Here is a 23,433-nt window from a genome sequence, read left to right as displayed (position 1 = left end):
CTTCACCGGCCCGCCCCGTCCGTGTTCACCGCGCGGAAAACTCGACTGCCGCCGTGCCGTTTCAAGCCTCTGACCTGGGTAAACCGCAATGCGATAGGCGGCGCAACTTCCCAGCACAAGGCCGCCGCCGCCAGTCTGGAGCCATCACCGCAGCAGCCGAAACCGGCTCTCGACAGAAAGATGGCCCATGTCCCAGCTTCCCGAACTCCTGCCCTGCACCCTGCTCCTGAGCGGAACCGCCGGCCTACTCTATGTGGTCGCTCTGCTCACCGTGGCCCTCGTCTCGGTCCTCGCCTCCGCACAGGACCGCCGCAGGGACGCGCGGACGACGCTCAGCATCCTGGTGCGTCGGCGGCCGCGTTGAGCGCGGCCCCCTCCGATACCGCGCGCACCGACCGCACCGGCGCTTGTGACGGGTCCTGACCAGGCAGGACAAGTACTTGGCAAAAAGTGGGAACTCGGGAGCTTGAAGTGCACTTTGCTGCACACTTGTTCTCTCTCCATCAATGACCTGAAACCAGCTGTCAGGGGCGGGAGCTGCCGGAGAGAATTTTGTGCGTTGCCGCCTGCTCAAGCCGTGGCGTCGCCTGCAACTCTGCGCCCGCAGAACGCAGGCCCCGACACGAAAGGAGCGACATGGGTAAAGACAGCACGTGAGTGGCTGGGGCACCGCAAGGGGGAGCTGTTCCTCATCCCGGAGGCCGGAGTGGTCAGCGCGGTAGCGGTCAAGGTGATCGACCAACTCTGGTAAAGGGCAGTTCTCGACGCGATAAAGGCCGATGCGGCCGACGAAGCGCTTCCCGCTCACTGCGGGGATGGCCCGTCGGGAGCCTGCAGAGCTCTGGAATGGGCTTTCCCCCGCGTGTGCGGGGACATCCCGTACCTCCGGTCTCCACGGACCGCCCGGAGGACGGCTCGATACGGGGGGCACCGCCCTGGTCTGAACCACCACCTGTTGGGTTTGCGGTCATTGGACAGAAGGAGGTGGCACGGACTTGCCCGAGGTACGACCACCGATTCCCGCCGGGCAGCGCGTCGGCTGGGACCCTCGCTTGCAGCCGTGTATCCCCGCCGTCGACCTCGACGGTGCGACCGCGCACCACTCCCTGAGCGAGGTCTTCAACCGGGCCGACGACCTGGCCGCCCTCGACTGCGCCTCGCCGGGCGAGACCGTCGCCGTCCTCGAATACTTGTTGGCCATCTGCTTCGCCTCCGGCACCTGCCCTTCCTCCGACGAGGACTGGAACGCCTGGATCCTTGGCCAAAGATCCCTCACGCCGGCCGCCGAGTGGCTGTTGAACCAACCGGCGGACTCCTGGGACCTGTTCCATCCCACCCGTCCCCTGGCGCAGAATTCCGACCTGTCGAAGGATCTCCGCAAGAGTGGCACCGGAACCGCTCAGCTGATCATCGAGCACTCCGGCGACTACAACCAGCACTTCGACCACCATCATCTCGAACGCGACAACCCTCTCCCGGCAGCGGACGCGTTCCGCGCCACCCTCACACAACACGTCTACGGCCCTTATGGACGGGCGCGCATGTCCGGGGGCGAGCTCGGCGCCAGGGTCACCAATCTCGCGGCGGGCCGCCTGACGGGCCGGATCCGGATCGTCACCCTGGGGGGAACACTCGGCGAGACGCTGCGCCTGAACCTCTATCCGCCCGACGGGCCGGGGAGGCCGCTCAACACCTCCTGGACCACGTCCGTCGTCGAGCAGCGCAGGTTCGAGGAGAAGCGGAGACCCCGCGCGCCGCGGAGCTCCGCGGACCTGCACAGCGCCCTGGGGCGTTCCGTACTGCTGCGTCCAGCACGCGGTCCACACGGGCAGCTCATGGTCGACCGGGTTCTGATCGGAGCCGGTGAGGTACTGGATCTCGACCCGGCGCGTCATCTTCAGGACGCCGTCTACAGCACGACGACGAACGGTGTGTCCAAGCCCTTGTGGCCCTCACCCAGCCGAGCCCTCTGGCAACAGGCCCACGCTCTGTACGGTGCCGTCAACGAAGGCCGGGGAGGGATGTACGCGCGGCTGCGGTCCCTTCTTCCGTACCGGCGACCAGAACCGGAGGAACAGGACCCGGAAACGCTGCGGGGCGCCCCTTACCACCTCTGGGCTGTCGGCCTGCTGACCAACAAGGCACTCCCTGTCATCTGGACCCACGGCTCCTACCCGTATGCCCCGGGCATGGCCGCGCACCTCTACCGCGCGTCCCGCCGCGGCTCGGACATCGCCGAATACCTGGCGCGGACCCTAAAGAACGCCGCGATCGTGGCCGCGGAGATCGCGTTCCCAGCCATGAGTGCCGCGGACGAGGCCGGTCAGGTGGCACGTCTCGATGCCCGGTACGACTTCTGGCCCGCAGCCGAGGACCCCTTCCTCAAGCTGCTGGACGAGGTGATCGACCGGGGGCTCGAGGACGACGACCCGGTGTCCGCTCCCTTGGTCGCCTACGCGATGAATCTGACGACCACGGCGCGCACCCGGTTGCTCCAGCTCCTCGACACCCTGCCGCCCGGCGACCGCTACAACCGAGCACGGACCCGGGCCGTGCGACTTTTCGAGGAGGCCGTGTCCGGCGACCGGGCCCCGGCCGAACTCCGAGGGGAGACAGCACTTGACTGAGCAGGATTCGTCGGCCGGTACAGATGCACCCCGTCTCGCTCACGACAGCGCGGCACTCACCACTTGGCTCACCACCCTCGTCCGCAACCGCGAGTACGGGACGCTCGCCGAACTCCGCCGGTCCCGGGTCCGTACCAACGCGCACATCCGCGCGGGCTGGTACGGAGGCGACGACCACCGCGACCTCTTCGAGCGGGTGGCCTTCCTGTTCGCGATCTACCACCAGGGGCGCCCCGCACCCTCATACGGCCACGGCAGTCTCGGCGCCGCCGCCCGCAGGATCGGGGACGGGACCGGGCGCGGACCGGACAATCCCGGCGCTCAACGGCTTCTGGACCGTGTCGTCGCGAGCCGACGTGTTCCCTGGCGGCACCTCCAGCACGCGATCACTCGGCTCCGTTCCTGTGAACAGCCCCCACCGTCCTGGACCACCCTGACCGAAGACCTCATCCGGTGGAACGACCGCAAGGCGCGCATCGCCTACGAATGGTCGGTCCACTTCCACACCCCTCCGAGCGCAGCCGGGAAGCACGGGACGAACCCGTGACGCGGGCGACTCCTCCACCGACGACTCGAAAGGACACCACCTCGTGACTGAATCGCCTCGGAGCCAATTCCTCTCCTTGCATCTCATCGAGACCCTGGCTGCCGTTCTTCCGGTACGCGACGAGAACGGGCAGCCCAAGTCCCTGGTCTTCGGCGGCGCGGAACGCCACATGATCACGAGTCAGGCCCGCAGGCGCGCCGAGCGGGTCCACGCCCGGAACCGGGCCAACGCCGGTTTGGGGGAGCTCAAGGGGCGAAGCATGGGCGTCCGTACCCGGGAGTGGGCCCTTCTCGCCGGACGCGAACTCGAGTCCGCCCACGGCTGGGACCGGGACAGGGCTCTGGTCACGGCCCGTGCGGTGATGGAAGCCAGCGGTCTCAAGTTCGGCGATCCGAAGAAGAAGACCGTGGCCAACCTGACCAAGGTGCTCGTCTTCGCGCCGTCCGATGCCGGGGCGAGGATCGCACACCATATCGCCGATCGGGCGGCGGAGGTCGAGGAGTGGCGCGACGCCTACCTCGAAGCTCAGAGTCGCGCCGACGCGGCGAAGAAGACGCGCCGCGGGGCGAGGGGCAAGGATGCGACAGCACCGGACGCGGAGGAGGCTCCCGCGGAAACCACCAGGGCCATCACCCTGCCTCCGCTGCCCAAGGCCACCCGTGACGCCGTCCTGCTGGCCCTCGCGCCTCGGGACGCCGTGGACATCGCTCTCTACGGTCGGTTCCTCGCCGAGATTCCCGACTCGCCCAATGTCGACGGCGCCGTCCAGACGGGGCATGCCTTCACCGTGCACGAAGCAGAACAGATCGAGGACTTCTACGCGGCCGCCGATGACGCGAAGATCGATCGCAAACGCAATGCTCTTGATTTCCTCGATGCCGCGGACGACGCGGGCGCCGGCATGACCGGATACCAGTCTCTGATCTCCGGTACCTTTTACCGACACGCAGTTCTCGATCGTACGCAGCTTCGCGTCAATCTGAGGGCAGCCGGAATGGACGAGGCCGAGGCCGAACAGGTGGCGTCAGAGGCCGAGAAGGAGTTCGTGAACTCCTTCGTGGAGGCATTTCCAGAAGCGAAGAAGAACTCCACCGCTTCCACCGGATCACTGCCGGCTCTCGTCCTCGCCTTCGAAGGGGAACGTCCCTACAACTACGCGTCCGCCTTCCAGAAACCGGTGGACGAGGGGCCCTTGTCCGGCGGTGGCGAAGGACCGGCGGGTCCCGCAGCCGTACGCAGGCTGCTGCGCCACCACATCTTCGTCAGCCGTCGTCGCGGCGATCTGCGCACTACACGGTTGCTCACGTACGACCCTGAGATCGATCTGCTCCTGGGCGAGCTGGAACTGCCCGATTCGCTGTCCGTGGTGGAGCGGACCGAGGAGCTCACTCCGTGAGCGGCAGGAACGACTCGCACGTCCTTCTCATCCGGTTGGCCGGCCCCCTGCAGTCCTGGGGCATCGCCGGCAGATTCGCCCGTCGCGACACACACAGCCGTCCGACGAAGTCGGGCGTGATCGGCCTGTGCGCCGCAGCCCTCGGCCTCTCCCGGGAACAACCTCTCGGGGAACTCGCCGAGGTGCGGTTCGGAGTGCGGGCCGACCGGCCCGGCACATCGCTTCGCGACTACCACACGGTCGGCGGCGGAAGGTATCCGCTGCGTCCACGGGACCTGATCACCGATCACCAGCGAGCTGGCAGGGCGACCACGGACTCATCGCCGACACCACCGCAGGACGACGCCCTGGAGCCCGGTCCATTCGGACGCGCCGAGCTGCATGCCTGGTACGGCTCACCGAAGTACGTCGTCACCGACCCGGCGTCAGGGGTGCTCGTCTCCGGAGAGGTTCGCCGCCACAGCCTGATCACAGAGCGCTGGTATCTCGCCGACGCCGCTTTCCTCGTCGGTCTGGAGCACCAGGACAGGGCTCTCCTGGAGCGGGTGGCCCATGCCTTGGAGCACCCGAAGAGACTGCTCTGGCTCGGCCGCAAAGCCTGTCCGCCCTCGGGTGACCTCGCCGTCGGCATCGCTCCGGGCTCGCTCAAGGAAACCTTCGAGACGCACTCCCTGCTTCCCGATGCCGTCGTTCCCGAAGCCGAGCCGTCGGCAACCATGCAGCGCATACGCCCGTGGGCCTGGATCGAGAGCAGACGGCCGCTCCCCGGCGTCGGCCCCCTGTCCGACCAGCCCGTGCAATTCGGAGCGGACGGAGGGACTCACAGCCTCCGCTGGGAGACCCGCCACCGCATCACCATCGCCGCACACGCCCGTGGATGGGACATCATCCTGTGAACACGAACACCACTGGGGCGAACGCGTCGTCGGGCGCGGGCCGGGCCGCCAGATTCGTCGCCGCGCAGACTCTGCTGACCCTGGACGCCCGGCATCCTTTCGTCGGTAAATCGCTCATCGACGCACAGGACATGCACCGAACCGTCATGAGCGGCTTCCCCGGCTGGGTGGACGACGGCAGCCCGGACCCTCGAGCCCAGATGGCCATCCTGTCGACCTGGACCGTCGACCTCCGGCAGGCGCGGCTCAACTTGGTGGTCCAGTCGTCACTCCCCGCCGACTGGAGCGGCATTCCCCGTACGGCCCTGGCCGAGAAGCCGGAGCCCCTCAGCATCGATCGCACCTTCCGCTTCGGCGACAGGGTCACCTTTCGCACGGTCGTCAATCCCGTCCGCAGCCTTCCGCCTCCGCCGGGCTCTCCGCCGAAGACTCGGGGCACTCGCATCCCCCACACACGCCCCGAACACGTGAAGGGATGGTTCACACGCCGCCTCCAACCGCCCGGCGAACCCGCGATCGCCCCGGACGGCGTCACTCGCATCGGAGCAGACGCCGATGCCGATCGGATCGCCGTACGCATGCTCCCGAACGTCTCGAGTCCAGCACCCCATAAGGGCCTGCGCATCGCTCGTGCGGAGATCAAGGGCATCCTCACGGTCACCGACCCCACAACATTCGTCGCGGCCCTCGCTCAAGGCATCGGCCGCGCACGCGCGTACAGCTGCGGGCTGATTCTCGTACGCTGAACCGCCCAAAACTGACAAAGAAGAACTTCCCATCATCTGGCAACATTTTGCGCCCTGGATGGCATTGCTTCAGAGATCCCCGAATCAGCACTACCGGATTGCTTGTGCCTACTGGCACTAGTCACACACCGAGTATCCGACCGACAGCAGCACGGGCACACCCCGCCGCCGCGCCTCCTCGAACGCCTCCGGTTCCCAGGGCCACCAGTCGACCGGATTGTCAGCGTGCTGAAGCAGACAGGGCGAGGTCACACAGCCAGCCGGTTCATGCACTCCAGCCTCTCACTCCGCCCGGCCGCGACGGCTCAGCCCGCGATCCCTTCGTTGCGGCCCTTGCGACCGGCGGGCTTCCGCTCTCGTACAGCGCCGGTGTCCCGGCCGCAAGACGCAGGACGCTGAGGCGAGCGGCAGAGGACCCGAGCATCCTCGTAGGAGGTGCGCCACGACCGCCGAGATGGTCTCACCCGTGCGGGTGCACACGCGGAGCACCGCGAGGCGGTACGACTCTGCTCCGAGGAGCGAGGAGCAGCGTGCCGGGTGCCGGCGTCGAGGTCGTGGACGGGGCGGCCGTCGTGCGTCCGACCGCGTCCGAGCGCCACAACCGGCCGGCCCGGACCCTGGCCAACGCCCTGGGCACCGCCGCAGGCCCGGACTGGAACACCGACACCGACATTGACACCGACTTCGACGTCCGCCTGCGGGACGCTCCTCTCACCACCCGGCGCCCCGACGTGATTGTGTACCGAGCAGAGACCATCGATCTCACGCTCACTTGCCCGAGCACGAGTTGCTGGTGGCCGAGGTCGTGTCGCCGGTCTCGGAGACCACCGGTCCGAAGACGCTGCACAGCACCACAAGGAACGAGCCCGCGAGGAACGTGAGAGCCGGTACGGGCGTCGGACACCTTCACATTGATCATCGTCTGGCCGATAGCGGCGCAACCGCCCATGCCGACGACGAACCCGGTGACGATATTGGCGATGCCCCGGCCGATGGACTCGCGGCCCTTGAAGAAGCCGATGTCGGTGCTGCCGCCGTGTCGCTGCGCTCCCGCAACGGGTCAAGCACCCTGTTCGGCACTCGCCCACGCGGAACGATCGGTCAACGTGCACTGACGGGACGAGCTGACCAGCCACTCCTATGCGCTGAAAGCGAGCGCCGTCTACAGTGCATGCCATGCCTGCCATCCACCTGCCACGGAGCACCACCCTCGGTAAAGTAACAGCAAAGCCCCTCTGACACTGCAGGTCAGGAAGGGTGCTCTCCGCGCGAGCGGAGGTGGTCCGCGTCTCGCTCTGCTCGAAGCCGACACTCACGCGTGCTCTCCGCGCGAGCGGAGGTGGTCCGCACTCCCGCCCGCCTACACCCAGGGGATCGGCGTGCTCTCCGCGCGAGCGGAGGTGGTCCGGGGCGGAGGCCGTGGTCCTGTCGGTGGCTGGCGTGCCCTCCGCGCGAGCGGAGGTGGTCCGCCGTTGAGTCGCCGACAGCGCCAGGTGATCGTGTGCTCTCCGCGCGAGCGGAGGTGGTCCGGCCGCGAAAGACAACGCCGGCGTCCTCAGCTAGTGCTCTCCGCGCGAGCGGAGGTGGTCCGTGGATGGTGTCGCCCGGCTGGCCCACCAGGGTGTGCTCTCCGCGCGAGCGGAGGTGGTCCGTACTGGTAGGCGCCGCCGAACACGGCGCTGGAGTGTTCTCCGCGCGAGCGGAGGTGGTCCGGTGCGCTGCCATGACTGCCCGGCGTCGGACATGTGCTCTCCGCGCGAGCGGAGGTGGTCCGCTGATCACTTCGATGCCCTGCGGGTGCAGAACGTGCTCTCCGCGCGAGCGGAGGTGGTCCGACCGCGCGGGGTCAGTTCAACGCCCTGATGCGGTGCTCTCCGCGCGAGCGGAGGTGGCCCGCCCACGAGGGTCTGGCGGCCGTCGGTCTTCGAGTGCTCTCCACGCGAGCGGAGGTGGTCCGATGCGTGCCGTCTGGGTGCGGGTCATGCGTGGGTGCTCTCCACGCGAGCAGAGGTGCTCCGGTCCGTGAGTCCGTCCGGTCTGGTATCTACCTCGATCCGAAGCAGGGCGAGATCACCCTCGCCGCCTGGTGGACGGAGTGGTGGCCCGGGCACCAACCGGCCCGCCCGACCACCCGACACCGCAAGCTGTCCCTGTGGACCACGCACATCGAACCGAAGTGGGGCCGGCGCAAGCTCGCCTCGAGGCCGGCCGGGCGAACCCGGTTCTGCGGACCTTGTTGCGCATCGCGCGGGCCATCGGGGTCCCTCTGCACGAGCTGGCAGGGTAAGCGGCCCGCTCCCGACCTGGGTGGCAGGGGCGGGCCGCGGTCTCACTTGCCGGTCACGGCCGGTGGGGAATCACGAAGCCCCGCACGGGCTTCGGCTCTTGCGGGTTGCGGGAGTCCGGTTGCTGCGCGCGCTTCCACGCCGCGACCAGGTCCGCGTACCGTGGGTCAATCCACTCGGACGACATGGCCACCTCCTGAGTCCGGTTCAGGCTAGGGCCGCTCGGGCTTGGGCATCGGCCGGATGGTGCACTCGGGAGCATGCTGGCACTTCGCTGCCACCGAGACGAGGGTCTCGTTGGACGGCGGTCCCCACAGCTCCGGGTCCGGTTCCCACCCGGACTCCGTGATCTTCTCGCGGGTGCGGTCGAGGATCGGGGGGTCGTAGTTCGTCGGGTCGTATCCCGGGTAGTGGTGGACCAACTGGCCGCCGAGTGCGTCGCACAGCTCGGCGTACATCGCGGTGTGAAGGATCAGGGCATGCCAGCCATCGTCCACGATCCGAGACGGGGCCAGGCCTGTGCCGGGGTTCTTCGCGCAGGCCGCCACGAACTTCAGGGCCTCGTCGACGATGCGGCCGGCCATCTCCTCGGACATGTCCGGGTTGGCGTCCATGACGGTGCCGCGGCAGCTGGCGAACTGGGTGTCGGTGATGAGCATGCGGGGCAGCGCCGGTACGGTCTCGGGCGGGTCCATCGGCCCGGGAGGTATCGTCACAGTGATCTCCTTCGCGCTTGATGCGGATGGGGATGGCGCCCCGCCCGTGCCGAGGTTCTTCGCGGGATTCACCGGCCGGGCGGGAGTCTTCAGAGCTGCTGCCAGCGGCCAGCTCGGGACAGGCAGTAGAGGTCGCGGCCCGTCGGGCAGATATCCGGGGCGACGCGGCAGCCGGTGTTGCAGAGCGAGGCGTGAGGGAAGAGCGCGAGGTATGCCTTCTCTCTCGCGCAGGGACGGCAGCCGCGGGGGAACCAGCGCGTGACCCCGCCGCCGCGGAGCTCGCGCGGGCCGAGGTCGACGGCCTTCCGCGCGGACAGCCCGATGCCGCACCACACGCAGGTGATGCCACGGGTCCGGTAGTTGGACAGCTCGGTGAGCGGCGGGAGCGGCAGGATGCTGACGGCTGTTCTGGGGGGGGGCGGGAGAGCGGTACCTTGCTGCACGTCACGTCGACTCCTTCGCAGTCGGCCGCGCCTCGGGAGGCTCGCCGCCTCGCCGGGGCTTTGTCGTGCCACTCGAAGCTAGGAGTGCGCCCCTCGTCACGACCAGCGATGTGCATGCATGTACACGCGTCTTGTCAAGGGGATTGACCAGCTACTGGCTCGGGACGATGGTGATGTACATCTCTGAACACCGAGAGCAGTGGAGGCGGCAGTGCACCTACGGTTCATCGGGATCGATCCGAACACGGGGGACGGCGAGAGCCCGACCGTGTGGGTCGATCAGGACGCGAAAGAACTCGTTCTTCAAGGGTGGAAGCCGAGCCCGCAGCTTCGTGCCCAGTGCGCGGCGTTCGAAGTGCCGGGCCACGCGGTGGGGATCCCGGACCACGAGGCAGTGATCCGTATTCCTGCCCGGATGGTGCCGATGATCAGGGAGGCGTGCGATGCCGTCGAACGTGCCGACGTGGGCTGATCTCCTCGGCTCGGCCACACGGACCGCCGTCCATCTGGAGATGCGCGACTCCTACGCCGTCGACTACGAGAAGGGCCCGTTCGCCGACTGGCGAGCCGGATTCCGCCACGACCCGGCGGACCGCGCCTCCTGGTGGCGGCCGTGGCTCGACCTCATCCAGGAGACCGTGGGCCGGGGCGTCGTCGTGCGCCGGGCCCGGATCGTGTCCGAGCCGGTCAGTGAGTACACCCGCTTCCTGTACGACGGCACCTTCACCAACATCGCTGCGGGCGAGCAGGTGCGCTGGCTTCCCCGCCGCCACGCCTCCGGCATCCCGTTGCCGGGCAACGACTTCTGGCTGATCGACGGCCGCCTCATCCGCTGGAACCACTTCACTGGCGAGGGCACCTCGGCAGGAGGGGAGATCAGTGAGGACCCGGCCGCCGTGAAGTTGTGCGCCGACGCCTTCGAAGAGGTGTGGACGCGCGCCATCCCGCACCACCAGTACACGATCAGCCAGTAAGGCCAGGCCGGCTCATGCCCATGTCCCCGTCCCCGTACTCGTCGGCGCAGGCCGCCCGCGAAGCCGTCGCGCAGCGCCTGAAGGAGCTTCGCGCTGACGCCGGAATCACAGGGGCTGAGCTGGCCTCTCGCTGCGGCTGGTCCCACCCCAAGACATACCGGATCGAGGGCGCCCGCACCCCGCCCTCGGCCGACGACATCCGCCGCTGGTGCGAAGCGTGCGACGCCGGAGAACAGGCCGACGACATCATCGCTCAATCCCGCACGGCCGAGTCGATGTACACCGAGTGGCGGCGGAAGTCCCGTACCGGGCTGAAGCAGTTGCAGAACAGCTACGTCCCGTTGTTCAAGGCGACCAAGCTGTTCCGGATCTACTCGCCCACCATGGTTCCTGGATTGCTCCAGACCGAGGGCTACGCGCGCGGGCTCATGTCCACGATCACCCGCTTCCGCGGCATCCCTGACGACGTCGCCGACGCAGTCGCCGCCCGCCTGGAAAGGTCACGGATCATCCACGAACCCGGCCGCCGGTTCTCCATGGTCATCGAAGAACCGGTGCTGCACTACCAACTCGGCAACCAGGACGCGATGGCCGCTCAGCTCGGGTACCTGCTCACCGCAGGCGCCCTGCCGCAGGTATCGCTGGGCATCATCCCGAGCTCAACTCCTCCACGCCCCGTGTGGCCCCAGGAACTGTTCCACATGTACGACGACACGCTCGTCTCCGTCGAGCTGCTCGCCGCCCGAGTCCAGATCACTCAGCCCTCGGAGATCGCCCTGTACGCCAAGGCGTTCGAGGAACTGCGCGGCCTGGCCGTGTACGGAGCAGCGGCGCGGGGCCTGATCGTGAAGGCCATCGAAGCCCTGCACTGACTTTCCAGGAACGACGAAGCGGCCCCGCCCTCCCGAAGGAGAGCAGGGCCGCGGGTCACGACTGCCAGGGCGCCAGGTCCAGTTCGACCGGTGGCTCGGGCGCCGGCCCGGCCGGAGTGTCCGGGCCCACGCGGCGCGCCCACCGGCGCAGACCCAGGTAGGCGCGCGTCAACGGCTTCCGCTTCCGCTTCCGCTGGGTGCGTTCCTCCTTCACCTCCCGGTCGAGGCGCTCGGTGATCGCCATGAAGTCGCTACGCCGGTTGGTAGCCCGGTTCTGGAGTGCTCTCCGCGCGAGCGGAGGTGGTCCGGTGTCGTCGCTGCGCGCTGCGGCGCCGGGCAGATCATCACCCCGACCGGCGACAGCCACCGTCTCGTCCTGCTGCTGACGGTGACGCCGCTGCACGACTGGGGGCGGGTGTGGATCGGGGCGGGCGTCACCTCCCTGGCTTGCCCAGCCACCCCGGGAACGGCAGTGACCGGCGCAGGTAAAGGTCGTTGGACGCGTTGTCACCCAAATGGTGCTACCCAGGAGGTCTTGCACGTCCATGGCCGCTATCTGCCCCAACTGCCACAAGCCAGAAGTCGTCACGTACATCGTCAACGACGACGGCATCCACCCGTCACCGTGCCTGGAGTGCAGGGCCAGCACCATCACCTCCGGCCCGTACGTGTCCCTGACCGGGGCGACGTCCTGCGGCACCGGCGGGTGCGCCGGATCTGTACGTGATGAGTACTCATACGACCAGCAGGGGCGTCTTCGCTCCCTGGTCAGGACGCAGTGCCCACGCTGCGGGACGCTCAAGACGAATGCGAGTAGCGATGCCACAGGTCCGAGAGAACATTTCATGCCCGACCCCCGGATGCGGCGAGTCCCGAGCCACCATCTGGGAGACTGACGAGAACGGCAACAAGCTGTACGTGGGCGCCAACGAGCCGTGCAGCTCGTGCGGCCAGTGATCTGCGCCTACTGCGACCAGCCGATCCGGCCCGCACAGCCGTACGACACGCATGAGAGCCAAGCCCGACGCCCGCCGAACGGTATCCCACTGCGGTGAAGCCGTCAGCCGCTCCCTGCCTGCCCTCTTCCATCTCCTCGCCTTCTCTCTCCCCTGGTCACCGGTCCACTGGATTGGAGGCGTGCTGGAAGAGAGAGGGCGACCGGGAGCTTGCCAGTCGGCTCATACCTGCCATCGCCGCATGATCCGGAGCCTCGGCGACAGCCCCCATGCTCACCGCACTGCGTCCTGGACTGCCCGTCCGCTACCGCTTTCTCGGCAACGCCGTCCGTCGATGCGGTCGCACCAGCACAGCCGGCTCCTGGAAACAGGCCATCCCGCTGAGCGGCGAGGACGCCGCCCGATGGCGGGCCGATCGCGCGTCGGCCTCCGGCCTGGTCTTGCGCAGCCTCCTGCCGAGCACCAGCCACCCCATGACCGCTTACCACGCCCCGGCCTCTCGGCGGGGCGGAAGGGGAGCGGGGACCTCACCCAGGCAGGACAAGGACATCCGGGTTCCCTACGCGGCCACCCTCTACGAAGGTGTGGCCGTGGTCCGCGACCCCGTCAAGCTCCGCGTCGCCCTGCTGGCCGGGATCGGCCGGGGAAAGTCCTACGGCTGCGGGCTGCTCAGCCTCGCCCCGGCACGCCTCGACGGCTGAACCGGCTTGCGGGAACCTACACACACCACGGCAGCACCCGGGCCGTACGCGGCCGGTCGCCGTCGCTCACAGGAGTAGCCGCGCCATGCCTTCCCCGCACGACAAGCAGTCCGCCCGCCGCCGGATCGCCGCACCGACGCTCGCCATGCTGCCGCGGGGGGGGTGATTCCCTCTCGTTCCTCTACGCCGACGTCGTGCGCATCGTCCAGGACGACACCGGCGTCTGCGCCGAGACCACCACCGCCGACAACGAGACCACGCGCGTCCACATCCCCACCTCCGCGCTCTCCTGCGTCCTGCTCGGGCCCGGCACCTCCATCACCCAGCCGGCCATGGCCACGTTCGCCCGCCACGGCACCACCGTCGTGTGCGTCGGGTCCGGCGGCGTGCGCTGCTATTCCTCCACGGTGCCGCCCGCTCTCACCACCCGCTGGCTGGAACAGCAGGTTCAGCGCTGGAGTGACCCCGTCCTGCGGCTCGATGTCGCCCGTCGCATGTACACCATGCGCTTCAAGGTCCCGGTCCCCGCGGCCACCACGCTCCAGCAACTCCGCGGACTGGAGGGGCAGCGGATGAAGGCCCTCTACAGACTCCTCGCCCAGCAGCATCGCATCGGCCGCTTCCGCCGCAGCTACGACCCGGACTCCTGGGACGCCCAGGACCCCGTGAACCTGGCGCTCTCCTCCGCCAATACCTGTCTCTACGGCATCGTGCACGCCGCTCTCACCGCCCTCGGCTGCTCCCCCGCCCTCGGCTACGTCCACCAAGGAACGCAACTCGCCTTCGTCTACGACATCGCCGACCTGTACAAGGCCGAGCTGACCGTCCCTCTCGCCTTCTCGCTGCACGACCGTCACGACCCCGAGGCCGCCGCCCGCCGAAGCTTCCGTGAACAGCTGCGCCTGTACAGGCTCCTGCCCCGCATCGTTGCCGACGTCCAGAGCCTCCTCGCCCCGGACGAGGCCGAGCCGCTTCCCGACGGGCACAGCGTCCGCATGGTCAACCTCTGGGACCCACGTGCCGGTTCGGTCGCGGCCGGCGTCAACTACGCACGTGACGTCGGCGGGTCGCCGACCGAGGACGACGATCCCCTGCCGGACCTCTCCGACCCGGCGTTTCCTCCCGGTGAACAGGACCCCGATCCGCTCTGACCGGACTCCTTCCATCAACGAATCCCCTCCGTTCACCAGGGAGAGATCTTGCCGATCATGACCGTCCTCGCCACCACTGCCGTTCCCGATCACGTCCGCGGAGCACTCACACGCTGGATGATCGAACCGACTCCCGGCCTCTACGTCGGAACCCTCTCCGCCCGTGTCCGCGAGGAACTCTGGTCCGTCGTCACGGCATCCATCGGCACCGGTGCCGCCGTCCTCCTTCACCCTTCACCGACCGAACAAGGGTTCACCCTCCACACCGCAGGTGAACGCCGCCGGATCCCCCAGGACTTCGACGGCCTCACCCTCGTCGCCTTCCGCCCTGACGATGACGGAGACGAGGCGGTGGCGAATCCCTTCTGAATCCGACGCCGACGGCCGTCCACCGCGTCGTGCGCCGCGCGGCACTCCTGTTGCTGACGGTGTTGTAACGCGCTCTTCCGGGCCATTGCGACGGCAGGATCGAACCGAACCCATGCCCCTTGCCCTGCCCGCCTCATGCCGCACCACGACACCGAGAACACCCTCGCGATCCGGCGAACGTTCACCCCCGCGCACATCAGGAGGCACAACTCGCCCGCTTCGTGCGCCCCGCCTCACCACAGGCCCACCCGGCAGCGCAACGGGATGAACCGTCCGGCACCGGGTCATGCGGTGCGATCGGTCGGCTTGCACTGCCGGGGACGAGCTGACCAGCCACTCCTGTCCCCTGAAAGCCGACGCCGTCTACAGTGCATGCCATGCCTGCCATTCACTTGCCACCGAGCACCACCCCCGGCAAAGAAACAGCAAAGCCCTTCTGACAGCGCAGGTCAGGAAGGGTTCTCTCCGCGCGAGCGGAGGTGGTCCGCCCTGTGCGCCACGCTGCGCCCCGATCCCGTCGTTCTCTCCGCGCGAGCGGAGGTGGTCCGCGGATGTGGGAGTCGGTGTAGAGGGTGGTTGCGTTCTCTCCGCGCGAGCGGAGGTGGTCCGGTGACGGGCACAAGGTGCAGGACCGCAGTCACGTTCTCTCCGCGCGAGCGGAGGTGGTCCGCCCGGTCTCCTGCCAGGAGTCATCCTCCTGCCGTTCTCTCCGCGCGAGCGGAGGTGGTCCGGTCGGTGTGGACACCTCCACCATCCTCATCGCGTTCTCTCCGCGCGAGCGGAGGTGGTCCGCCCTCCTCGCCGCCGAGTTCGGTCCGGCCGACGTTCTCTCCGCGCGAGCGGAGGTGGTCCGCCAACGGGAGCGCGGTTCCGTGTCCTCCATTCGTTCTCTCCGCGCGAGCGGAGGTGGTCCGCTCGCCTTTCGCGTAGCGCTTCCGGGGCGTGAGTTCTCTCCGCGCGAGCGGAGGTGGTCCGTCCACCGCCGGGCCGCTTCCTCCGCCGCCGGTGTTCTCTCCGCGCGAGCGGAGGTGGTCCGCTGTACCGAGCAATTCGGAGTGAACGTGCGGAGTTCTCTCCGCGCGAGCGGAGGTGGTCCGCCGCCCGGCAGATCATGAACAGCAGCTCCGCAGTTCTCTCCGCGCGAGCGGAGGTGGTCCGTCCAGCGGGCTCGGCCCGTTCGAGGCGTAGACGTTCTCTCCGCGCGAGCGGAGGTGGTCCGGCTGCTTGGCCTGCTTCGGCTTGCGAGGTGCCGTTCTCTCCGCGCGAGCGGAGGTGGTCCGCCCTGCTGCGGCAGGCGAGCGACCGGCGCCGCGTTCTCTCCGCGCGAGCGGAGGTGGTCCGAGGCGCTTCCACGTCTCGGGTCCGATGTACCCGTTCTCTCCGCGCGAGCGGAGGTGGTCCGAACTACCCGCGCGTGGTCCAGGTGCCCTACGGGTTCTCTCCGCGCGAGCGGAGGTGGTCCGGGGTGCGGCAGGGCCCTGATGGATCCCGCGTCGTTCTCTCCGCGCGAGCGGAGGTGGTCCGCCGGTCGAGTCGACGTACCGGCCGGTGCTCGGGTTCTCTCCGCGCGAGCGGAGGTGGTCCGGCGAGGTAGTTGGTGGTGGTCGTCTTGGTGGAGTTCTCTCCGCGCGAGCGGAGGTGGTCCATCGTGGGTGGTCGCCGCCGGCGTGCGCGCGGTGTTCTCTCCGCGCGAGCGGAGGTGGTCCGGCGCGGTGGAATCAGCTGTCCTGCTGCGCCTCGTTCTCTCCGCGCGAGCGGAGGTGGTCCGTAGTGGGCGTGGGCGGTCTTGTGCTCGCACGGGTTCTCTCCGCGCGAGCGGAGGTGGTCCGGCCGGCCAGTGGGCGCGGCCGTCCTTGGAGACGTTCTCTCCGCGCGAGCGGAGGTGGTCCATCGATCTGCGCGAACGCGGCGTTGGCCGGGGCGTTCTCTCCGCGCGAGCGGAGGTGGTCCGTTCATGCCGGGCGGCATCCAGCCACCGGAGTCGTTCTCTCCGCGCGAGCGGAGGTGGTCCGGAGCGTGGGGAGCGCACCGCCTACCTCGTCACGTTCTCTCCGCGCGAGCGGAGGTGGTCCGCTGGGCGAGCGGGCTGGGCTGGACCGCAAGACGGTCAATCGGATCGAGCAGGGCGCCCACGCCACCCTCATCGACCATCTGCTGCTCATCGCGGACGCGCTGGACGTCCCTCTCGCCGACCTGGTGCGGGGCTGAGCGGCCGCCCCCGGCGGGGGATTGCGGAGGCGGCCGTTCTCCCGCGCCCGGCGCTGTCGGCAGCGCAGTCAGGAGCGGGGGTCTCGGACCGCCTACCGCCGCAGCCACCACGGTGTCGGCTCCGGGACGGTCTGCTGCGGTGCGGCGGGCTGGCACGCCCCGCGATGCCGGGTGACGGGGGCGGCCACACCGGACCCGGTCTCGGGCCGGATCGGTCGGTCGCAGTGGGCGCAGATCATCAGGCGCCGTCCTGGGCAGGTGACTCGGCGGCCTGGCCCGCGAGCGTGGCGTCCGCCCCGGCCAACTGGTGCACGCTGGCGGCGATGAGCCGGGCGACCGTCAACGGCGCGCACAGCTCGGCGGCCGACGCCATCGGCACGGACCAGTACGACCCCGCCCCGACGCCCCGGAAGGCGGTCGCCGACAGCGGCGGCACGCCGAGGTACGTGCCGCGGCCCAGGCACTCCACGTCCTGGGAGCGCCAGTCGTCGACGGTGCCCCGCCAGGTCGCGGGCATGCTGGCGGGGACGAGGGCGTAGTAGGTGCCCCAGCGTGGGTCGCAGATGACCGGGTCACCGTGCAGGGCCTCGGCGAGGTAGGCGTCGATCTCGGGGAGCGTGCTGCTCCCGGCGAGGGCTTGGACGAGGGCGGCGGGGATGCGCACGGCGGAGAAGAGCGTGCCAAGGGGGAGCAGCGCGGCGCCGTGCTCCCGCCACTCCAGGCGGGCCTGCCGGACGTCCGGGCGGGTGGACAGGAGCCAGTGCTCCGTCGCCCGGCGCCGGTCGGCGGCCGGGTGTACGAGGACGCCCGGCGCCGCCTCGACGGGCGGCCGGGCCGGACTGGGACTGGACATGCTCACGCCTCCACGGTCAGGGTGATGCGCCTCACACCCATGACCGTAGAAGCGGTACCGCGAGGGACGGGGCAGGAATCCTGCCCCGTCGTCAGGCCGCCAGCAGCCCCAGCTTCACAGCCAGTTCCGAGGCGCGTTGGCGCCGCTCGGGATGCCGGGCCTCGGTCTCCTCGAGGACAATCCTCCGTGCGTAGCCGTTGTAGCGGATCGTCTCCGGGGCGGCCTCGTGCGCCTTGTCCAGCGTGGCGAGCGCGGTGTCCGGCTGCCCGTCGAGCTGGTACGCGCGGGCCTCCTCGATGCGGTGCCGGGCCCGCCGCGGCCGGGACCTGATGACCGTCTTGTCCGCGCGCGCAGCCTGCCGCACGGACTCCCCGCCCTGGTGCAGCTCGACCGCCACCGTCACCGCGTGCGCACCCATGACCGCTCGCGAGAACGAGGTGACCGGGTGGAAGTAGTCGGCTGGCAGCTTCTTCGCCGTGCTCCTCGCCTTGTCCCACCAGCCCCACGCCACACCGTCGGCGCCGCGGCGGGCCGCCGTGTACCCGGCCTCGAACTGGAGCGCGCCCGCGATGGCCAGCACGCGGTCGTCGGCCTCGGGCAGCAGCGGGGTGAGGTACTGGAGCGTGTCCAGCGTGACGGCGTCCGCGGCGTCGAAGTGCGCTGGCCCCGAGTCGCGGTGGGCCTGCGCTGCCAGCCAGGCGGCCATGCCGATGGCGTGCGGGTCCTCGGACTCCTGCGCGGCGACCATGCCGCGCTCGGACACCCGCCACAGCAGCGCGGCGTCCGGCTGGTAGGCGATGAAGAACTGCGAGAGGGAGTAGACCTCGGAGAGGACGGCCTGAGCCGCGCGCCGGTCGGCCGCCGAGTCGGCCTGCCGGACGGCGAGCTGAGCGTCCCGGATCAGGCCGGGCAGCAGCGTGCCTACGACCTCGCGGTGGTTCGGTGCCTCGTGCCGTGCCGCCCACGCCCGGTCGAGTCGGTGGCGCAGGTGCAGAGTGGGGGGCGCCTCTTGGTCGGTGGTGAGGGGGAAGCGGTCCAGGGAGGCTTTGACGGCGGCGAGCCGCGGGTGGCCGGGGCCGACGAACAGGTCGACGCTCATGCTCTGGTCGCCGGTGAGGTCGGCCAGGTCCCGGACGCGGAGCAGCTCGGCGATGCGCAGGATCATGGGCAGTTTGGGGGGGTGGATGAGGCCAGACTCGACTTGCTTCACCCACGAGGGGCTGCGGCCGAGGAGCCCGGCGAGGACGGGGCGGCTCATGCCGCGGCGCTGGCGGAGGATCTGCATCCGTTGTCCGAAGACCAGCGGCTCGGCGTACGGGGCCGGGGTAGCATCAGATGGCACGGTCTCGCCTCTCTCTGAACAGGTCGCACTGACAGAGTAGGGGCGGGGCCTTTCTGATGTGAGGGGTCTTCATCCCACCGGGCATGACGAAGCGGCCCCCGCCCTCCCGAAGGAGGACGAGGGCCGCGGGCTTACGACTGCCAGGGGGTCAGGTTCAGCTCGACCGGTGGCTCGCACTCCGGCCCGGCCGGAGTGTCCGGGCCCACGCAACGCGCCCACCGGTGCAGATCCAGATAGGCGCGCGTCAACAGCTTCCGCTGGGTGCGTTCCTCCTTCACCTCCCGGTCGAGGCGCTCGGTGATCGCCATGAAGTCGCTACGCCGGTTCGTCGCCCGGCTCTGGGTGTGGTCTCCCCGCGAGCGGAGGTGGTCCGGTAGCCGGAACGCTGTGCGAGAACGGGCTGCTGTTCTCTCCGCGCGAGCGGAGGTGGTCCGATGGCCGCCGGGACGCCGGGGTAGTACGCCGCGTTCTCTCCGCGCGAGCGGAGGTGGTCCCCGTTGTGGGCGTACTGGTACGGGCTGCCGATCGTTCTCTCCGCGCGAGCGGAGGTGGTCCGCCGAACATGGTGGTGATCTGCTCGATGAGACCGTTCTCTCCGCGCGAGCGGAGGTGGTCCGCCGGGCAGGACCTCCGCTGGGCTCTCCTCGTCGTGCTCTCCGCGCGAGCGGAGTTGATCCGCCCTTGAACTCGCCCAGTTCGGGGGCGCCGAAGCCGCAGTTCGTCCGGGCGGGCGCGTAGGCCGGGCTTCGCTCGCCAGGCGCCGGAGCCCAAACCCAGCCTTCCTGGCCTCCCCGGCCTCACCGCTCCCGCCGCCCCGCCATCCGCATCCCCAGCCCCAGCCGCAACCACAGCCACAGCCACAGCCACAGCCACGAGATAGCGGTCCGCGCAGAGGACGTCACTCTCCGCACCCCCGACTCACCCCTTGGTGCCCGTTGATCGCCACCCCCTCGCGCTCGCGCCCCGCTCGAAGGACACTTGCAGGCAGAGGAGTTGCCGCCGGAGGGGGACGGGACATGCGGGACGCTCATCGGGCGGAGGCCGAACGGCTGCTGGTGCGGGCGGTGGAGGAGGAGGTGCGCCGGTCGGGCGGGCGGGTGGACGGTGGCGTGCTGCTGTCGCGGGCGCGGGCCGGGCTCGACGCGCTGGCGCGGGCGGCGCAGGAGGAGTACGAGGCGTACACGCGGGCGCTGGACGAGGCGGCGGCCGGGCAGCTCACGTTCGGGCAGCGCTACGCGCGCGAGGGTGCCGGAACTCCCCTGCTGGTGGCGGCCGTCGCCGCCGTCGCCGCCGCGGTGGCCGACCTGGCGCTGGGCACCGGCACGGGCACCGCGCTGGGCGCGGGCGCCGTCGCGGGGGTGGCCGGGGCCGCCGCCACCGTCGTCAAGGCGGGTGCCGCGCATCTGCCCGCCGCCCACCACCGGGCGGGCGCGGCCGGCCAGCCCGGCGGGACCGAGCAGTTGCGGCTGCAATGGCTGACCGCGCTGGAGGTGCGCGGCATCCGGCCCTTCCTGGACCAGCAGCGCGTCCTGACCGCGTCCACCGCGCCGAAGAAGAAGGCCGCGCCCCGGCTGCGCGGCACCGACAAGAGCGCGGCGGCCCGCAGGCGCAGTGTGCTGGAGCAGTCGTTCGGTCAACTGCCGGAGCCGGTGGGTGTGTTCGCCGGGCGCCGGACGGAGCTGGCCCGGATCAGACAGTGGGTGCAGGCGGCCCGCGCGCACACCGAGACCCGGCCCACGGTCGTCGTCCTGCACGGCACGCCCGGCTCCGGCCGCTCCACGCTCGCCGTGCGGGCCGCGCACGAACTGCGCGACCAGTTCCGCGGCGCTGTCGTCGTCGACCTGCGCGGCGGCAGCGCGGACGAGCCGCCGCTGCCCACCCGGGACGCGCTGCTGCACCTGCTGAACCGGCTCGGCGCGCCCCGCGAGCAACTGCTGTTCCGCGACCGGTCCTCGGCCGAGCAGCAGGTCAAGCGGCTGGGCGAGCTGTACGACCAGCATCTGACCGGGCTGCCGGTGACGATCGTGCTGGACGACGCCTCGGACGCCGGGCAGGTCCGGGCCCTGGTGCCCGCGCGGTCCGACAGCCTGGTCCTGGTCACCGCCCCCGCCCCGCTGGAGCTGCCCGCCGAGCTGTCGGCCTGGGTGCACCAGCTGCCGGTGGACGCCCTGGACGAGGCGGGTTCCGAGGAGCTGCTGGGCGCCACGGCGCAGGACGGGTCCGGCCCGTACGACGCGGAGTCCGCCGAGCGGATCCGCGAGCTGTGCGGCGGGCTGCCGCTGGCGCTGCGCGTGGCGGGCTCCTCGCTCGGCCCGCGCTCGCCCCGCCGACTGGCCGCCGACCTCGGGGCGTACGGCCCGGTGGAACCGGTCGAGCGGGCGCTGTGGCTGCGCTACACCGACCAGTCGGAGGCGGCCCGGCGGCTGCTGCGCCGGCTGGCCCTGGCGGGCCGGGCCTCGCTGGGCGGCGCCGCGGCGGCCGCGCTGCTGGCCACCGACGAGGCGGAGGCGGGCCGACAGCTTGAGGCCCTGGCCGGCGCCGGTCTCCTCGACCATGTGCGCGGCAGCCGCTACCGGCTGCACGACCTGGTGCGGGCCTTCGCGCACGCCCGGCTGCTGGACGAGGAGGAGCCCGCCGAGCGGACGGCCGCGCAGGAGCGGCTGATCGGGAACTACGCCGAGCTGGCCGACTCGGTGCTGCGCCTGGTCGACGGCAACAACTCGACCCGCTCGGACCGCTTCAGCCCGCACGGCTTCACCTCCCTGGACGAGGCGCTGCGCTGGCTGGACGACGAGTCGAGCTTCATCACGGCGGCCCTGCGGCACGCGGAGGGCGTGAACCAGGCGGCCGTGCTGAATCTGCTGGGCGCGCTGTGCGACTACTGCCTGCTGCGCGGCGACCTGTACCGGCTGGGCGAGATCAGCGAGCTGACGCAGGCCGTCGACCAGGGGCTGCTGGTGCGCTCGGTGCAGTGGCGCACCGGCATCGCCGCCCGGCAGCTGGGCGAGCTGGACAAGGCGCGCACCACGCTGGCCTCGGTGGTCGACCTGTACCGGGAGGCGCACCACGACGCGGGCGCGGCCCGTGCGCTGAACTCGCTCGGCATCACCCTGCACCACCAGGGCAACCTGACCGAGGCGGCGGCCCGGCTGCGCGAGGCCATGGCGCTCCAGGACGTACCGGAGCTGGCCGGTGACCGGGCGTGGACGATGCACGCGCTGGCGGCCGTGGAGCGCGACCGGGGCCGTCTCGCCGAGGCGCTGGACCTGCTGACCCGGTCCCTGGTGCTGCACCGGGAGGGCGGTTCGGTGCACGGCGAGGCGTGGGCGCACTTCCAGCTCGGGCAGCTCGCGCTGCGCCAGGGCGAGGTGGAGCGGGCCGAGGAGGATCTGCGCGAGGCCCTGGAGCGCTACGGCCGCACCCGGGACGCGCGCGGCGAGGCATGGGCGCTGACCCAGCTGGCACGGGCCCGGCTGCTGGCCGGGGAGACCGCGGAGGCGGTGGAGGCGCTGCGCGGCGCCGCCGGGCGGCACCGGGACAACGAGGACGCGCGCGGCGAGGCGTGGTCGCTGTACTACCTGGGGCAGGCGCTGGAGGAGACCGGCGACCTGGACCGGGCGGTGCGCGAGCTGGAGCGGGCCCGCACGATGTTCTCCCGGATGCGGGACGTCTACGGGCTGGCCTGCGCCCGGCACCACTCGGCCCGGGTGACGCGCGACCAGCGGGCGGCGCAGACCGGTTCGCTGCGCAACTCCGGCTTCGCCCGTCAGCTCCTGGTCGACGCCCGCGCCGACTTCCAGCGCATCGGGGTGGCGCACGGCGAGGCGTGGACGTGCCTGGAGCTGGCCGTGGTGGACGCGGGCAACGCCCGTACGCCGCAGGCGCTGGCCCTGTGCGACGAGGCGCTGGCCCTGTTCACGTCGTACGGGGACCGGCGCGGCGAGGACTGGGCCCGGTTCCTGCGCTGCACGCTGCTGCCGTACGCGGCGCCGGGCGGGGTGGAGGTGGGCACGGCGGTCGCCCAGGAGGACCTGTCCGCGCTGGCCCGCGCCGGGCACCGGCTGCGGGACCGCAAGCTGGAGGGGTACATCGACGCGTATCTGCTGGTGCTGGAGCGCGGGGTGAGCCTGGAGGCGGGCTGGCAGGCGTGGCCCCTGGGGATGGTGCCGGACCGGCACGCCCGCGAGGTGATGGGCGTGGAGGCGGTCCCGGCCGGCGGGTCCGGGCACGCCTGAGGGTGCTTCCGGCCGGCGGGTCCGGGCACGCCTGAGGGTGATTCCGGCCGTCCTGGACCGGTCTCACCGGCCCGACCGGCGGGCGGAACCACCCTCGGGGCCGGACCCGACCCCCC

General features: G+C 70.5%; 20 protein-coding genes, 3 pseudogenes and 3 CRISPR repeat arrays. Of the genes and pseudogenes, 15 read left to right on the top strand and 8 right to left on the bottom strand.

Features of this window, described 5'->3' with window-relative positions; all coding sequences use genetic code 11:
- Positions 1-187: 187 nt before the first annotated feature.
- From ACWDYF_RS20025 to ACWDYF_RS20000, 6 genes are all read left to right on the top strand, one after another.
- Positions 188-364, top strand: coding sequence for a hypothetical protein (locus ACWDYF_RS20025; protein WP_389469578.1), 177 nt, complete (start codon positions 188-190; stop codon positions 362-364).
- A gap of 631 nt (positions 365-995) precedes the next feature.
- A complete protein-coding gene (locus ACWDYF_RS20020) occupies positions 996-2,627 on the top strand; it encodes a type I-E CRISPR-associated protein Cse1/CasA (RefSeq protein ID WP_389469580.1) in 1,632 nt (543 codons plus the stop codon).
- Positions 2,620-3,174, top strand: coding sequence for a type I-E CRISPR-associated protein Cse2/CasB (gene casB, locus ACWDYF_RS20015; protein ID WP_389469583.1), 555 nt, complete (start codon positions 2,620-2,622; stop codon positions 3,172-3,174). The genes ACWDYF_RS20020 and casB overlap by 8 nt, the downstream gene beginning before the upstream one ends.
- 43 nt (positions 3,175-3,217) lie before the next feature.
- Positions 3,218-4,570, top strand: coding sequence for a type I-E CRISPR-associated protein Cas7/Cse4/CasC (locus tag ACWDYF_RS20010; RefSeq protein WP_451584286.1), 1,353 nt, complete (start codon positions 3,218-3,220; stop codon positions 4,568-4,570).
- Entirely contained in the window at positions 4,567-5,466 is a 900-nt protein-coding gene (gene cas5e / locus ACWDYF_RS20005) for a type I-E CRISPR-associated protein Cas5/CasD (RefSeq protein ID WP_389469590.1), read from the top strand. Before ACWDYF_RS20010 ends, cas5e begins: the two co-directional genes overlap by 4 nt.
- Complete coding sequence (locus ACWDYF_RS20000; protein ID WP_389469594.1) at positions 5,463-6,212, top strand: type I-E CRISPR-associated protein Cas6/Cse3/CasE; 750 nt, start codon at positions 5,463-5,465, stop codon at positions 6,210-6,212. The genes cas5e and ACWDYF_RS20000 overlap by 4 nt, the downstream gene beginning before the upstream one ends.
- Positions 6,213-6,335: 123 nt before the next feature.
- Here ACWDYF_RS20000 and ACWDYF_RS19995 read toward each other — a convergent pair.
- Positions 6,336-6,481: pseudogene (locus ACWDYF_RS19995) on the bottom strand (DUF255 domain-containing protein); the annotation flags it as partial.
- Positions 6,482-6,666: 185 nt separating this feature from the next.
- On the opposite strand from ACWDYF_RS19995, the pseudogene ACWDYF_RS19990 reads away from it, so the two are divergent.
- Positions 6,667-7,041, top strand: a pseudogene (locus ACWDYF_RS19990) (Uma2 family endonuclease); the annotation flags it as partial.
- Here the strand turns inward: ACWDYF_RS19990 and ACWDYF_RS19985 are convergent.
- The 3 genes and pseudogenes from ACWDYF_RS19985 to ACWDYF_RS19975 all read right to left on the bottom strand — a co-directional run.
- A pseudogene (locus ACWDYF_RS19985) lies at positions 7,029-7,221 on the bottom strand (SulP family inorganic anion transporter); the annotation flags it as partial. The pseudogenes ACWDYF_RS19990 and ACWDYF_RS19985 sit on opposite strands and share 13 nt — an antisense overlap.
- Before the next feature lie 253 nt (positions 7,222-7,474).
- A CRISPR array of direct repeats spans positions 7,475-8,230; the repeat unit is 24 nt; unit sequence CTCCGCGCGAGCGGAGGTGGTCCG.
- Between the two features lie 479 nt (positions 8,231-8,709).
- Positions 8,710-9,192: a glycine-rich domain-containing protein gene (locus ACWDYF_RS19980; protein WP_389469840.1), complete on the bottom strand. Its 483-nt coding sequence runs from the start codon at positions 9,190-9,192 to the stop codon at positions 8,710-8,712.
- 110 nt (positions 9,193-9,302) lie between these two features.
- Positions 9,303-9,656 carry a hypothetical protein gene (locus ACWDYF_RS19975; protein ID WP_389469598.1) on the bottom strand — a complete coding sequence of 118 codons (354 nt, stop codon included), beginning with the start codon at positions 9,654-9,656 and terminating at the stop codon, positions 9,303-9,305.
- Between the two features lie 211 nt (positions 9,657-9,867).
- On the opposite strand from ACWDYF_RS19975, the gene ACWDYF_RS19970 reads away from it, so the two are divergent.
- From ACWDYF_RS19970 to ACWDYF_RS19960, 3 genes are read left to right on the top strand one after another with little or no spacing between them, the layout of a single operon-like run.
- Positions 9,868-10,128, top strand: a complete 261-nt coding sequence (locus tag ACWDYF_RS19970) for a hypothetical protein (RefSeq protein ID WP_382846990.1) — start codon at positions 9,868-9,870, stop codon at positions 10,126-10,128.
- Positions 10,100-10,630, top strand: coding sequence for a DUF6879 family protein (locus tag ACWDYF_RS19965; protein ID WP_389469601.1), 531 nt, complete (start codon positions 10,100-10,102; stop codon positions 10,628-10,630). Before ACWDYF_RS19970 ends, ACWDYF_RS19965 begins: the two co-directional genes overlap by 29 nt.
- A 20-nt stretch (positions 10,631-10,650) precedes the next feature.
- Positions 10,651-11,502 (top strand): helix-turn-helix domain-containing protein, encoded by an 852-nt coding sequence (locus ACWDYF_RS19960; RefSeq protein ID WP_389469843.1) that lies wholly within the window; start codon positions 10,651-10,653, stop codon positions 11,500-11,502.
- A 55-nt stretch (positions 11,503-11,557) separates the two neighbouring features.
- On the opposite strand, the gene ACWDYF_RS19955 is transcribed toward ACWDYF_RS19960, so the two are convergent.
- Positions 11,558-11,746, bottom strand: a complete 189-nt coding sequence (locus tag ACWDYF_RS19955) for a hypothetical protein (RefSeq protein ID WP_389469603.1) — start codon at positions 11,744-11,746, stop codon at positions 11,558-11,560.
- Between the two features lie 981 nt (positions 11,747-12,727).
- On the opposite strand from ACWDYF_RS19955, the gene ACWDYF_RS19950 reads away from it, so the two are divergent.
- The 4 genes from ACWDYF_RS19950 (at position 12,728) to ACWDYF_RS19935 (ending at position 16,887) form a co-directional block, all read left to right on the top strand.
- The gene (locus ACWDYF_RS19950) at positions 12,728-13,159 is read left to right on the top strand and encodes a type I-E CRISPR-associated protein Cas6/Cse3/CasE (protein ID WP_389469606.1); all 432 of its coding nucleotides are present in this window, start codon (positions 12,728-12,730) and stop codon (positions 13,157-13,159) included.
- A gap of 194 nt (positions 13,160-13,353) precedes the next feature.
- Complete coding sequence (cas1e, locus tag ACWDYF_RS19945) at positions 13,354-14,310, top strand: type I-E CRISPR-associated endonuclease Cas1e (RefSeq protein ID WP_389469608.1); 957 nt, start codon at positions 13,354-13,356, stop codon at positions 14,308-14,310.
- 48 nt (positions 14,311-14,358) lie between these two features.
- A complete protein-coding gene (gene cas2e / locus ACWDYF_RS19940) occupies positions 14,359-14,679 on the top strand; it encodes a type I-E CRISPR-associated endoribonuclease Cas2e (RefSeq protein ID WP_355483052.1) in 321 nt (106 codons plus the stop codon).
- A gap of 458 nt (positions 14,680-15,137) precedes the next feature.
- A CRISPR array of direct repeats spans positions 15,138-16,752; the repeat unit is 29 nt; unit sequence GTTCTCTCCGCGCGAGCGGAGGTGGTCCG.
- Entirely contained in the window at positions 16,753-16,887 is a 135-nt protein-coding gene (locus ACWDYF_RS19935; protein ID WP_389469846.1) for a helix-turn-helix domain-containing protein, read from the top strand.
- 238 nt (positions 16,888-17,125) lie between these two features.
- Here the strand turns inward: ACWDYF_RS19935 and ACWDYF_RS19930 are convergent, their stop codons facing one another.
- From ACWDYF_RS19930 to ACWDYF_RS19920, 3 genes are all read right to left on the bottom strand, one after another.
- A complete protein-coding gene (locus tag ACWDYF_RS19930; RefSeq protein WP_389469611.1) occupies positions 17,126-17,740 on the bottom strand; it encodes a hypothetical protein in 615 nt (204 codons plus the stop codon).
- A 91-nt stretch (positions 17,741-17,831) separates the two neighbouring features.
- On the bottom strand, positions 17,832-19,082 hold the full coding sequence (locus ACWDYF_RS19925; protein ID WP_389469613.1) for a helix-turn-helix domain-containing protein: 1,251 nt from the start codon (positions 19,080-19,082) through the stop codon (positions 17,832-17,834).
- 131 nt (positions 19,083-19,213) lie between these two features.
- Positions 19,214-19,390 carry a hypothetical protein gene (locus ACWDYF_RS19920; RefSeq protein ID WP_389469616.1) on the bottom strand — a complete coding sequence of 59 codons (177 nt, stop codon included), beginning with the start codon at positions 19,388-19,390 and terminating at the stop codon, positions 19,214-19,216.
- Positions 19,391-19,426: 36 nt separating this feature from the next.
- A CRISPR array of direct repeats spans positions 19,427-19,759; the repeat unit is 28 nt; unit sequence GTTCTCTCCGCGCGAGCGGAGGTGGTCC.
- Positions 19,760-20,098: 339 nt separating this feature from the next.
- Between ACWDYF_RS19920 and ACWDYF_RS19915 the strand changes: the two genes are divergently transcribed.
- Positions 20,099-23,317 carry a tetratricopeptide repeat protein gene (locus tag ACWDYF_RS19915; RefSeq protein WP_389469618.1) on the top strand — a complete coding sequence of 1,073 codons (3,219 nt, stop codon included), beginning with the start codon at positions 20,099-20,101 and terminating at the stop codon, positions 23,315-23,317.
- Positions 23,318-23,433 lie beyond the last annotated feature (116 nt).

This window comes from Streptomyces sp. NPDC003284, from assembly GCF_053589675.1.
The sequence above is the reverse complement of the archived record's forward strand: the minus strand, read 5'-3'. Positions and strand labels throughout refer to the sequence as shown.

Excerpts from the sequence above, each read along its gene's own strand:
- ACWDYF_RS20025 (WP_389469578.1), top strand. The coding sequence starts at position 188 with ATGTCCCAGCTTCCCGAACTCCTGCCCTGCACCCTGCTCCTGAGCGGA.
- ACWDYF_RS19980 (WP_389469840.1), bottom strand. The coding sequence starts at position 9,192 with ATGGACCCGCCCGAGACCGTACCGGCGCTGCCCCGCATGCTCATCACC.
- ACWDYF_RS19965 (WP_389469601.1), top strand. The coding sequence starts at position 10,100 with ATGCCGTCGAACGTGCCGACGTGGGCTGATCTCCTCGGCTCGGCCACA.
- ACWDYF_RS19960 (WP_389469843.1), top strand. The coding sequence starts at position 10,651 with ATGTCCCCGTCCCCGTACTCGTCGGCGCAGGCCGCCCGCGAAGCCGTC.
- ACWDYF_RS19955 (WP_389469603.1), bottom strand. The coding sequence starts at position 11,746 with ATGGCGATCACCGAGCGCCTCGACCGGGAGGTGAAGGAGGAACGCACC.
- ACWDYF_RS19950 (WP_389469606.1), top strand. The coding sequence starts at position 12,728 with ATGCTCACCGCACTGCGTCCTGGACTGCCCGTCCGCTACCGCTTTCTC.
- ACWDYF_RS19930 (WP_389469611.1), bottom strand. The coding sequence starts at position 17,740 with ATGTCCAGTCCCAGTCCGGCCCGGCCGCCCGTCGAGGCGGCGCCGGGC.
- ACWDYF_RS19920 (WP_389469616.1), bottom strand. The coding sequence starts at position 19,390 with ATGGCGATCACCGAGCGCCTCGACCGGGAGGTGAAGGAGGAACGCACC.
- ACWDYF_RS19915 (WP_389469618.1), top strand. The coding sequence starts at position 20,099 with ATGCGGGACGCTCATCGGGCGGAGGCCGAACGGCTGCTGGTGCGGGCG.